Source organism: Candidatus Pandoraea novymonadis, assembly GCF_003004665.1.
GTDB lineage: Bacteria > Pseudomonadota > Gammaproteobacteria > Burkholderiales > Burkholderiaceae > Pandoraea > Pandoraea novymonadis.
In genome coordinates this window covers 19504-31798 of the sequence record NZ_MUHY01000002.1, presented here as the reverse complement: position 1 = coordinate 31798, position 12295 = coordinate 19504, and the positions used below count along the sequence as shown (strand labels likewise).

Below are 12295 nucleotides of genomic sequence, written 5' to 3'. Positions count from 1 at the left end.
AAGGTAATCTTCCTAAAGGTACGCAGGCCCATAAAAATCTGGCTTTTTGTGTTTGACTTTCTTTTAATACTCATTCATTGAGATGACTCGACACGGCAATTTTTTTGACACTAGCATGCTGCCACTTCGCTCTGCATTATTTCTCATTTCCCAATTTCTTTTGACGATTCCATACTCTGTAGGGTGCTTTATCCTTTTTCCGTTTTTATCTCATGCTAAACGTTATTGGGTTGCTGTTGGTTGGTGTCGAACTATGCTTTGGATTTGTCGCTGGGTATGTGGTATTCGCTATCGTGTTATCGGTTGCGAAAATTTACCAGATGGCCCTGCTGTGCTGCTGTCAAAACATCAATCCGTATGGGAAACGTTTGCGCTTCCTGGGCTGATGCCACGTCCATTGTGTTTTGTGTTTAAGCGAGAATTACTATTCGTGCCGTTTTTTGGCTGGGCGCTTGGTTTGTTGAGTATGATCCACATCAATCGTAAGAAAGGTTCCGATGCGTTTCAGTCTATAGTCAATCAAGGGAAACAACGCTTGTCGGAAGGTTCGTGGATTATTCTTTTTCCAGAAGGCACGCGCACGCCCATCGGAACACGTAAAAAATTCAAGTCTGGCGGCGCACGTTTAGCGGTTACTGCTAAAGCAGTTGTTGTGCCAATCGCTCATAATGCTGGCCGATTTTGGCCGCGTCACTCATTTCTCAAGTATCCTGGTGAGATTACCATATCGATTGGTCCGGTGATACATACCGCAGGTTGCACTGCTGAAGCGGTTAATAGTGAGGCTCAAGCTTGGATCGAGAAAGAGATGTATCGGCTGGATCCGAAGGCTCACCTGTGTCGTCAGGAGTAGCATCACAATATTAGCCAAGTTTCTTGGAGATTATTCCCTGCTGCTTTGACAGTCCGTGGTTTGACTAAACTGTCCAGAGATTTTCTGGTTAGCAAATGTCTGATTTATAACCTATTTTTTAATCATACTGTGTTGGGGCATCAGCTTTTGTTATAAATTAGTTGTGCTCTTGACAGCACTTACAGCCTGCGCGAGCATAACGTATTCTTCAACAGAAACATCTTCTGCCCGGCGCGTTAAATCGAAACCTAAAACGTCAAAGTCGAACTGATCTCTATAGGTAATCAAAGTGTTACGTAACATTTTTCGACGTTGAGAGAAAGCTTGTGCGACTAACCTTTCGAAGGTTGGTAGATCTACTTTCGGCAATTCTGTCACAGCACGGGGTATCATCCGTACAATGGCCGAATTTACTTTTGGTATCGGCTTAAAAGCTTCAGGTGGGACATCCATAACTTTGTTTATCCAGTAACGATACTGCAGCATCACGGAGAGACGACTGTAATTAGATGATCCAGGTACTGCTGCTATTCTTTCAACCACTTCATTTTGCAACATAAAGTGTTGATCCCGAACAATCAAGGCAAATCGCATGAGATGGAATAGCAGTGGAGTTGAGATGTTATATGGTAAATTGCCGACAATGCGTAGCAGTGTTTCTGCCTGATTTCTATCTTCTGGCAATAAATCTTGAAAATTGAAATCAAGAGCATCACCTGCATGGACTGTCACACGGGTAAGAAAGCGTTTTTTCAAGCGAACCACTAGATCACGATCTATCTCTACTACATGTAGATGAGATAACCAATCGGTTAACGGAGCCGTCAAAGCACCTAGTCCCGGCCCAATCTCTACTACTAAATCTTTTTTTTGGGGGGCAATCAAATGAATAATGCCTGAGATGATATTGGTGTCGACCAGGAAGTTTTGTCCAAAACGTTTATGTGCAATGTGTCCTTGATGGATCCCCATACGTTTACCTGTGCTAATTTTCATTTAAAAAATCCTTATGAATATGGTAATCGTGGGAGGGATTTTTGAAAAAAGGAGAATTTTAATGGATCGGAATGGGTCGCATGCTAATTGCGGTACGATTTTTTGCCATCAATATTGCTATGCGCATCGCTTCGATCAAACTGCCGCTATCGGCACGCCCCGTGCCAGAAAGATCAAGTGCGGTGCCGTGATCAACAGATGTTCGGATGATTGGCAGGCCTAATGTGATATTGACTCCTACACCAAAGCTTTTGTATTTGAGTACAGGCAAGCCTTGGTCATGATACATTGCTAGCACACAATCGGCTCCTTCGAGATGACGTGGTTGAAACAATGTGTCTGCAGGGTATGGCCCAGTTGCGCGAATCCCAAGAGCCCGTGCATTGTCAATTGCTGGTGTAATGATATCAATCTCCTCACGTCCCAAGTAACCCGATTCTCCTGCATGTGGATTTAAGCCGGTGACGAGAATATGTGGAGCTGTGATACCGAAGTCGCGACGTAGACTTAAATCGATAATTTTTAGTGTTGCTAATAGGCTGTGATAGTGGATAGCGTCAGGAACTTTTGCTAATGGCAAATGTGTTGTTGCGAGTGCAACACGGATACCTCCTCCCGCCAACATCATGACGACCTTACACGTTTGAGTGCGCTCCGCAAGATACTCAGTATGACCAATAAAGCATACACCGCTATCGTTTATTGTGCTTTTTTGTAGAGGAGCAGTCACAATCGCGTCATAACTACCGGCCATAGCTCCATCAATCGCATCATCGAGCAACGATAAAACATATCGCCCATTAGCAGGGTCAAGCTGACCTGCTACCACCGGTCTTGCCAAAGCATGTGACACTACCTGCACACGTGTGCTAGATAACAGACGGTGCCAGGAATCTTCTAAACCTAGCATACGAGCACGCGCTGACAACAATCCAGGATCACCCAAAATGCAAAATTTAGCAGAAGAAAAAATCTCTTTTGTCGATATATTGCTACCAGCAACGTCAGGCATCTTATTTTGGAGTGTTGTTAGTGCCTGCAGGGTTAGCTCTGGCCCGATACCAGCAGGTTCACCTGTTGTGATCGCTAATATAATTGGCCGTGTGATACTCATCTGTTTTTCTTCGTATTGCTGTCTGTTTTAAATACGATACTCAACGTAGGCGGTATTGTACAGTTGCTGTAACCAGTCAAGATAGTGTTGTTCCGCCTTACGGACGCGTAGTAAATGTGTAGCAAGGTTGCGCTCCTTATCGACACTGATTTGGCCTTCTCTATGTCCGATTACTTGAATTAGATGATAACCATATTCGCTCATTACTGGGTCGCTAATCTGACCATCTTTCAGTTTCGATAACGCTTGCTCAAACGCTGGCATAGCTTCTCCAGGTGAAAGCCAACCCAAATCATCACTTTGTGCAGCAAAACCATCTGCATAAAGTCGGTTTCCAACGTTACTAAACTCAACTTGACCTTTTTGTAATTGAGCCTTAACTTTTAGTAATTTCTGGCGTGCTTGTTGCTCATGGTGGATACCATTTCCAGTCCGGATTAGGATATGACGGGCATGAATTTGTGGTACCGTCATAGTATTTTGTACCGGTTGTTGCTGACGAGTTGCTAGTAGTTTCAAAATGTAGAAGCCATTACTACTACGTAAAATTTTTGGTACTACTTCTCCTATACGTAACTTACTTACCTCCGTCAGAAAAAAATCAGGAATCCGTTCCGGAATACGGTAGCCCATGTCACCGCCATTCACAGCGTTTGAACTTTCGGAATATTTTTGTGCTAATTTTTTAAAATTAGCACCGGACTTTGCTTTTAAAAAAATTTTTTCTGCCTTTTTTTTTGCTATATTTACCTCCTCATCTGTCGCTATATTAGGCACTTTCACCAGAATTTGTGCCAACCGGTATTCTGGCTCGCTTGGTATGGTTGGCGCGCCCCGTTGCGCAGCTAAGAAGGTATTTATCTCAAATTCACTCACCTGTACTTGACTGTCTATTTCGTTGCTACGCAAACGGTCTATGGTTATCTGATCACGCATTCGTTGACGGAATACAGGCCACTGTATTCCATGTGACTGTAAGTGGCTACGGTATTGATTAATTGACATATGATTATTAGTGGCTGCGCGTTGCACACTATGCTCTACATCTTCATCTGAAACTGCGATACCTCTTTCTTTTGCCGCCTCTAATTGCAATAGTGTGATGACCATCTCCTTCAAAATTTGGTGTTGCAATAAATTACTCGCTGGAGTAGTACGTTTCTGTTGTTTTAACTCGCGCAAGATTTCGGACACACGTTGATCAAGCTCCTGCTTGGTGATCACGTTATCATTGACTAATGCAATAATTGAATCCAGCGGCTCGACCGATAATACTGTTTTTTTTTCCAAAGACAGTATTTTTGTGCTAGTAGATGCTGGTTGGGCTAAGGCTAAATTGGCACCCAAACAGAGAATCGCTAGCAGCGATAGACGTATCACAATGAAGTCATTCATAGTTATTGAATCGAGAAGGAATTTGTTTCGTCGGTGCTGTCATATAATTTGGCACTGCGACTTTAAAGGCTTCTGTCGTGGAAGTCCCAGATTTGGTTAGGCCTTTGAGTTCCATCTGAGCAAGAAATCTAGTCGTTCGGGTCATTGTATTTGTTGCATATCGCTGCATGCCAAAACGAAACGCCCAACAGTTGCTATCATACTCTAAACCGCCTAAGCTATCGATGACGGTTTTGTCAGCGAGGCTGTAGTTCAACCTAGCTACGACACCAAATCGATGTGTGATTGGCCACTGTCCCGAAAGTTCTACCTGGTTGATAGCTGATTCTCCAATAATTGGTGAAGTACGTAAATAACGATAGTGAGCGTTTAAAATTTTACGTTCTCCAGGATGCCATGCGATAGCGACATCTCCTCGGTCAATTTTCGAGTCGTTCGCACTATAACGCAATGCGGTCGTTAAGCTAAGAGGAGGTGCGATAAAGACTGATGCTCCTGCGAATAGATCCGATACCCCAGCATTATTCGGCCTCAAGCTTTTCATCAGCGTGACCCGAGATTCTTGGAGGTTATAGCGTTGTGCTAACCAGAAGTGAGCACGCTGGATACCACTGTTAGCATCCATAAAATGCGACGATATGCCCATAGTTATTCGATTGGCATCAATAATACGGTCGTTGCCGACGAATGAATTCTCACTAAAGATTTCTGATAAGTTACAGCTTGCTTCTGCTGTATCGAACAATGGAAGTGCATTCTGATTACGATAGGGCGAATAGACGTAAAATATCCGTGGTTCAAGCGTTTGAATCATATTCAATCCAAACAAATGAACTGACCGTTCGAATAAAAGACCGGTATCAAGGCTGAATGTTGGTAACGTCCGATTGATGGTGTTCTCTATTCCCCACGTAGAATTTTGGAGCCTGTAAGAAGAAGCATTGAATATAACTCTCGGAATCACGAAGTATCCGGGTCTTAGTATAGGATAGCTTAACGTCGGCTTTATGTACAAGCGTTCACCATTAGGTTGAGGAGTACTAAGTAACCCAATCCGGAAACGTGTATAGTCAACTGGCATTGTGAAGTCGAAACCATGCCAATCTAATTTTGAATAGGTAGCCAACAACTGTGGTACACGTTCGTATGGCGCTGTGCTAGGTGCTAATACTTGATATTTCAATACACGTGCTAATAACGACCAATTTCCCTTAGACCAATTCAGGCCGGCTTCACGATTGTAAAGACGAGTCATACCGGTCGTCTGGAAGGTTTTACCTGATACTCCAAAGTCCTCAGGGTAAGTATTATCCGAAATCTTAGTGAAATTGATATACGTGCCGATGTCGAAGGCCATTGACTGTTGATGTGACCACGTATAGGAATATCGATTGGGTTTGCCGTTCATCCCATGGTCATTTGGCAAATACTCCATATGAAACATGCCGGAATAGTTGGGTTCAAGATAGCGTAGATTTGCATTCCAGATAATGCCTCGCTTGGACGTCATGCGCGGCGTTATAGTTAGATCACGATTTGGCGAAATGTTGAAATAATATGGTGTCATCAATTCGAAACCAGTCGTGCTGGAGTGCGAAAAAGTCGTCGCTAGAAAGCCTGATTTACGTGTATCCGAGGTTGGAAAAGAGAGATAGGGGCTTGCGAAAATTGGTTTTCCTTGGAAGAACAACACGCTGTTGTATGCTTTCCCGGTGCTTGTTTCCATATCGAATTCAAAAACTGATGCACGGATATACCAAGCAGGATCTTCTTGACAAGCACAGCCCGTATATGTGCCTTTTGTGATTCTTATAGTATCGCCCCCAATTATCTCGGCGCGTTGTGACCAACCATTTCCTCGATTGGCTAACTCATAGGTTGGCGTGAGTATATAGCCTTCGCTTGCCCCAGCGTACATATGCAACTCTGATCCGGTAAAGGTATTACCGTTTTCGATTAGACGCACATTTCCCCATAGGGCCAATTCGTCTGAGTCCAGATCATAGGTTATCCTATCAGCCTTGGCTATCGAGCGAAAACGACGAGCTTCGGCCTCTCCATCCACAGTAAAACCACGTCTAGTGCTGCCCTCCATACGTCTACCCCGTAGAAAAAGGGGCATATCTTGGCCAGGCGGCAGGGTGAAATCTGCAAAGGCATCGACTGTACGCAGTATTAATCTATCTGGCAGCATGGCCCAGGCTTTCTGTGCATGTACTAAGGGACTCCAGATGCTTGCAAAGGATAGTATCAAGGCTTGAATAAATGAAAAATTTGGCAGCGCCATTTGTTTAAATGGCATGTGTGCAAACGACATGACAATCGAAGGCATGCGAGTATTTCAGCTGCACTTGTATGAACGAGGTGGTCGATGAAAATCGAGAAGTAGGAGATTTGAAAAGCATATGGGGTTAATTATATTGTAAGATTTTGACGTGTATAAAGCATGAATAAAAAAATCCATGGACATTGTTTTTACAATCCATATCTGCCAGAAGCGGTGATTTTTTGCCAGGTCCTCGTATACAACCATTTCATGAACGGTTTGCCAGCCTCCCCATATGAATGAAAATGAATGGGTAGAAACCAAGGTTTTTCGTTTGTCGGGATTACATACCAACGAATTTAGTAGTGCCAGCTGAGGTAACTTCGGAACCTTGTGTTTTGGATTTCCAAGGGGCCATGATTTTTTTGTCGACCTATAATACTATTTTTCTTGTACGTGACTTTTATTGGTTGAGATGAGCATCATAAACTCGATTTTCTTGCTTACTACTGGAAGTCTTCTTGTAAGGTTGATTTTCCTTTGATTCAAGCTTTACAGAGTTCTACTGCCAGTACGAGTGGAGCCAGAGATTGACATTTTTTCATGTTTTTAGTACATCTGTTTGGTTTTTATTGGTCCGGCGCGATCCCCCGGAAGCACTGGGGTTACTGGCGTTACTCAAAACGGGAAATGCCTTAAGTATAATCCTCGATGAATAAAATGTGTCTTAGGGAAGATGTAAACTTGCTAAAATGGTGCATACTAAAATATAAGTATGCTCTTTAAGTTCCGCTGTATTGTCTTGATTCAGAAGCGCTGAGGAGCGGATGGTTTTTGAGATTTCTGAATAATATGACCTTCGCGTGTTTCGCAAAAGATTCTAATACAAGGATTACTCAAGTTTGAAATATACTCTGACTCTCTTTGAGATCGAAGCATGTAAATTCTTCTCTAAGTCATTTTGGGTTGGTCTATCCATGACTTGGTGATGGATATTTTAAAATTTTGGTAAGAGTTTTTCTTGGGGCTCCTCTTGGTGTGGTGTATTGTGCTTGTGGTTGAGTTAGCCAGTACATACATTGTCTGTGCGCTCTTTACAGAACATCGGTGAGTGTTGGTTGAATACCAACATTTGTATGCAACATTATGCGGTATGTATGCTATCTATATACAAGGCCCATAACTGCTGGCATTTATTATCATTTTAGACACTAGTACGGTTTTAAATCACACAATTCATCGTTATCCTGTCTGTGCCATCTATTCTCAATACTACTGATGCATTGATGCCTCCACACTACGATGTCGCAATTATTGGCGCAGGTCCTGTCGGTATCACATTAACACTTTTGCTGGCCAAGAGAGCTCCACACTTGCGCGTCGCACTAATTGATTCCCGCAGTTTGGAAACTTGCCATTGTGACCCACGAGTTTTGGCTCTCTCTCATGGAAGTCGTCAAATTCTTGACCGTGCCGGGGTTTGGTTTGATTCTGAATCGTACAGCACATCACATACTGCCATTCAGCACATACATGTTTCGCAAGCCAATTATTTTGGTAGTATCGAAATCGATAGCTGCGATTACTCTGTTCCTGCACTCGGTTATGTTGTGCGTTATGCTAGCTTAATGGACGCACTCGACAACTCTCTCTCGCGTTTGCCGATGTTCAAAGCAGATACAAATGCAGATATTATTACTCCGCAGAGATTAATTTCAACATTTCCTCCTACACCTACCCAAGGCCTGACGTATTTTCGACCATACCGTCTGATTGCCCTTCGACAAGAGAGCCAGGAAGTCTTCTTAACGATCGGAGACCAGCAGCAAGAGCATACCAAAATATTGCGTGCATCCTTAGCGATTAAGGCAGAAGGTGGTTTATTTGAACATCAAACGATCAAAACATACAGATATGATTATCAGCAAACCGCTTTGGTTGGGTTTGTCACGTGTACTCGGCCACGCATTGGTTGGGCTTGGGAACGTTTTAGTGCTGAAGGACCACTTGCATTATTGCCACTTGAGGATGGGTACTCTCTAGTCTGGTGTCGCTCACCAGAAGATGCGACTCGCTGCTTGCATACGGAAGATGCTTCGTTCCTCGCGGAACTTCATGCTGCTTTCGGTGATCGGATGGGCGATTTCAGGACGGTGACTGGGCGTGCTTGTTTTTCGTTAGGATTAAATGCCTTGGAGTATGTTGTCGATGGTTGTGTGGCTGTCATCGGTAATGCCGCACAAACATTACATCCTGTTGCTGGCCAAGGGCTTAATCTTGGACTACGCGATGCTTTTGACCTGACTGAAGCAATTGCCATTAAATATGATGCTCTTGGTGCATGCGCATTGCAAAATTTTTCACGCCGACGCCGTCTCGATCGAAGCATAACGATTCGTATTACTGATTGGCTGCCCCGCATTTTCGGCATTGATATTGCTCCTGTTGCGGTACTGCGTGGTCTTGCACTCCTTGGAATGGAGCTTGCTCCACCAATAAAAGCGGCTTTCGTACGGCAAATGATGTTCGGACAACGTAGATAAATTTCCTGTAAAAAATAAACTTATATAACGTCTTATGAGATTTTTAGTGTTGAATATAGTTCACCAAATGGTTTTAAGCGACGTGAAATGCTTTTCACAGTAGAATGACCCTTTTAAATTAATTGTATCCACTACCCTCCCGTGCGCATTGGTTCTCACAATCTTCGTAATAATCTTTTTGTTGCTCCTATGGCGGGAGTGACTGATCGACCTTTCCGTCAGCTATGTAAAAAATTAGGGGCAGGTTATGCTGTCTCCGAAATGATTGTATCGAACGCGCAATTATTGAAAAGCCAGAAAATCATGCGGCGTGCCAATCATGACGGTGAAGTAGCACCAATTTCAGTACAAATCGCAGGTTCTGATCCTGTGATGATGGCCGAAGCTGCACTTCACAATGTTGAACGTGGCGCTCAAATTATTGATATCAACATGGGTTGCCCAGCCAAACAGGTATGTAACGTTGCTGCTGGGTCAGCTTTGCTTCAAAATGAAGCTCTTATTTTTCGCATCCTGTCGGCGGTAGTCGCTGCTGTCGGAGGCTCTGTACCGGTTACGCTTAAGATCCGTACTGGTTGGGATCGGGATCATAAAAATGCACTCACAGTTGCGAAAATTGCGGAAGATTGCGGCATCAGTATGTTGACTGTTCACGGTCGTACACGCGCCGATTTATATCACGGTGATGCTGAGTATGAAACGATCGCAGCTGTCAAGGCTTCTGTGAAAATTCCGATTGTTGCCAATGGCGATATTAGCTCGGCACACAAGGCAAAACATGTTTTAGCCTTTACCGGGGCAGATGCGGTTATGATTGGGCGGGCTGCCCAAGGGCGGCCATGGATTTTCCGCGATATCGAATTATTTCTAAGGACTGGCAAGGAAGCTTTGTCTCCACGTGTTGACGAGATTCAGGAGATAATGAATGAACATCTGCGAGATCATTATGCGTTTTATGGCGAAATTACCGGTGTACGCACGGCACGAAAACATATTGCTTGGTATTCTCGTGGTTTGCCAAAGGCCGCGGCATTTCGAGAGCGTATGAATAAACTAGGTAGCACGAAGGAACAATTATGCGAAGTCAATGAATTTTTTGAACAACAAAAGGCGCATTCGGAGCGTCTCTGCTACGAACAAGAATCTTCGGGGGAGATGTTAGCTGCATGAGCAAAACTAATATAGAACAGTGCGTGCGTGACAGTTTGGATTCATATTTTCGAGATCTCGATGGCTCGCGGCCACACGACGTTTACGATATGGTAGTCTCGGTTGTTGAAAAACCACTCCTTGAGTTTGTGCTTGGCAAGGCAGATGGTAACCAATCATTAGCCGCCGAATATTTGGGTATTAACCGAAACACGCTGCGTAAAAAATTACAACTATACGGATTACTTTAAGTGTCTGTTGGTCGTAGCTGATGCTCCAATTTTCCTATTTCCAGGATAGATGCTGTTCGCGGCGAGTTTTTCGTGCAATTTTACCGTTCTAATCTCACCATCTTATCATGATTAAGCAAGCTCTTATCTCGGTTTCTGACAAGACAGGCATTGTCGACTTCGCCAAGTCGCTCAGCGCTATCGGCGTATCGATTCTTTCCACTGGAGGTACCGCTAGGCTACTAGCAGAGGCTGGTGTGGCTGTCACTGAAGTCTCTGATTACACAGGATTTCCTGAGATGCTTGATGGTCGCGTGAAGACGCTGCATCCGAAGGTGCACGGTGGCATTCTCGCTCGCCGTGACTTTCCAGAGCATATCAAGACGCTCGATTTGTACAATATTCCTACAATTGATTTGCTTGTTGTTAATCTGTATCCTTTTGCGCAGACGATTGCCAAGGAGGATTGCACGCTCGAAGACGCCATTGAGAATATTGACATTGGTGGCCCAACAATGCTTCGATCAGCAGCCAAAAACCATCGTGATGTGACGGTTATTGTTGACCCAGCTGACTACGCTGTTGTTCTGGATGAAATGAGGACTTATAGCAACAGCGTAACCTATGCTACAAATTTTCGGTTGGCAACGAAGGTATTTGCCCATACAACTCAGTACGATGGTGCTATTACGAACTATCTCACAAACTTGGACGAATCAGGCCATAGTGACCGTACGGCGTATCCGGCTGTATTGAATTGCGCCTTTGAAAAGGTGCAAGACATGCGCTATGGGGAGAATCCACATCAAAGTGCAGCTTTCTATCGCGATATAGTCGTACCGAAAGGGGCCTTGGCGAGCTATTGTCAATTTCAAGGTAAAGCATTATCGTATAATAACGTGGCGGATGCTGATGCTGCGTGGGAATGCGTAAAAACATTTGATATGCCCGCTTGCGTGATTATCAAACATGCAAATCCTTGTGGTATTGCGGTGGCAGATACAGTGGCACAGGCCTATGCAAAAGCCTTCCAAACTGATTCAACTTCAGCGTTCGGTGGGATCATCGCCTTTAATCGCGAAGTGGATGAAGTTGCAGCACAGGCGATTGCGAAGCAATTTGTAGAAGTTCTGTTGGCACCATCATTTTCAGAAGCAGCGAAGCAAGTATTTGCTGCAAAAAAAAACGTGCGATTGCTTGAAGTTCCTATGGCTCATGGTCTGAATGCCTTTGACGTCAAACGTGTTGGTGGAGGTTTGCTAGTGCAGTCAGTGGATGCTAAGAATGTACAGCGACACGAACTTCATGTCGTCACGAAGCGTCATCCAACGCCAAAGGAAATGGACGATCTTTTGTTTGCTTGGCGGGTTGCGAAATTTGTAAAGTCGAATGCTATCGTCTTCTGTGCTTGCGGTATGACACTGGGTATTGGTGCCGGTCAAATGAGTCGAATTGATTCGGCACGTATCGCTAGCATTAAGGCGAAAAATGCAGGGCTTTCGCTCAATGGTTCCGCTGTAGCATCAGATGCTTTCTTCCCATTTCGTGACGGCCTCGATGTTGTCGTTGATGCTGGCGCCACATGTGTGATTCAACCAGGCGGTTCAGTGCGAGATGACGAAGTCATTGCAGCTGCCGACGAACGGAACGTTGCGATGTTGATGACGGGCACGCGCCACTTCCGTCATTAATCCGAGACGAGATGGTCACCAAAAAATGGGTGCATGGCCTCACGGGTTGGTCAGTGAA

The 12295-nt window shown here is 44.3% G+C and carries 9 protein-coding genes; 5 read left to right on the top strand and 4 right to left on the bottom strand.

Going from position 1 to position 12295, the window contains the following annotated elements; all coding sequences use genetic code 11:
• The first annotated feature begins 115 nt into the window (after positions 1-115).
• The gene (locus tag BZL35_RS03660) at positions 116-853 is read left to right on the top strand and encodes a lysophospholipid acyltransferase family protein (RefSeq protein WP_106182903.1); all 738 of its coding nucleotides are present in this window, start codon (positions 116-118) and stop codon (positions 851-853) included.
• A gap of 150 nt (positions 854-1003) precedes the next feature.
• On the opposite strand, the gene rsmA is transcribed toward BZL35_RS03660, so the two are convergent.
• From rsmA to BZL35_RS03640, 4 genes are read right to left on the bottom strand one after another with little or no spacing between them, the layout of a single operon-like run.
• On the bottom strand, positions 1004-1849 hold the full coding sequence (gene rsmA, locus BZL35_RS03655) for a 16S rRNA (adenine(1518)-N(6)/adenine(1519)-N(6))-dimethyltransferase RsmA (RefSeq protein ID WP_181276552.1): 846 nt from the start codon (positions 1847-1849) through the stop codon (positions 1004-1006).
• A gap of 58 nt (positions 1850-1907) precedes the next feature.
• The gene (gene pdxA, locus BZL35_RS03650; RefSeq protein WP_106182902.1) at positions 1908-2963 is read right to left on the bottom strand and encodes a 4-hydroxythreonine-4-phosphate dehydrogenase PdxA; all 1056 of its coding nucleotides are present in this window, start codon (positions 2961-2963) and stop codon (positions 1908-1910) included.
• A gap of 27 nt (positions 2964-2990) precedes the next feature.
• Positions 2991-4358 carry a peptidylprolyl isomerase gene (locus BZL35_RS03645; protein WP_106182901.1) on the bottom strand — a complete coding sequence of 456 codons (1368 nt, stop codon included), beginning with the start codon at positions 4356-4358 and terminating at the stop codon, positions 2991-2993.
• Positions 4351-6690: an LPS-assembly protein LptD gene (locus BZL35_RS03640; RefSeq protein WP_106182900.1), complete on the bottom strand. Its 2340-nt coding sequence runs from the start codon at positions 6688-6690 to the stop codon at positions 4351-4353. The genes BZL35_RS03645 and BZL35_RS03640 overlap by 8 nt, the downstream gene beginning before the upstream one ends.
• A 1187-nt stretch (positions 6691-7877) precedes the next feature.
• On the opposite strand from BZL35_RS03640, the gene BZL35_RS03635 reads away from it, so the two are divergent.
• From BZL35_RS03635 to purH, 4 genes are all read left to right on the top strand, one after another.
• A complete protein-coding gene (locus tag BZL35_RS03635) occupies positions 7878-9167 on the top strand; it encodes a UbiH/UbiF/VisC/COQ6 family ubiquinone biosynthesis hydroxylase (RefSeq protein ID WP_420837021.1) in 1290 nt (429 codons plus the stop codon).
• A 141-nt stretch (positions 9168-9308) separates the two neighbouring features.
• Positions 9309-10337 (top strand): tRNA dihydrouridine synthase DusB, encoded by a 1029-nt coding sequence (gene dusB, locus BZL35_RS03630; protein ID WP_106182898.1) that lies wholly within the window; start codon positions 9309-9311, stop codon positions 10335-10337.
• Complete coding sequence (locus BZL35_RS03625; RefSeq protein ID WP_106182897.1) at positions 10334-10567, top strand: Fis family transcriptional regulator; 234 nt, start codon at positions 10334-10336, stop codon at positions 10565-10567. The genes dusB and BZL35_RS03625 overlap by 4 nt, the downstream gene beginning before the upstream one ends.
• A gap of 107 nt (positions 10568-10674) precedes the next feature.
• Positions 10675-12237, top strand: coding sequence for a bifunctional phosphoribosylaminoimidazolecarboxamide formyltransferase/IMP cyclohydrolase (gene purH / locus BZL35_RS03620; protein WP_106182896.1), 1563 nt, complete (start codon positions 10675-10677; stop codon positions 12235-12237).
• The last annotated feature ends 58 nt before the right edge of the window (positions 12238-12295 follow it).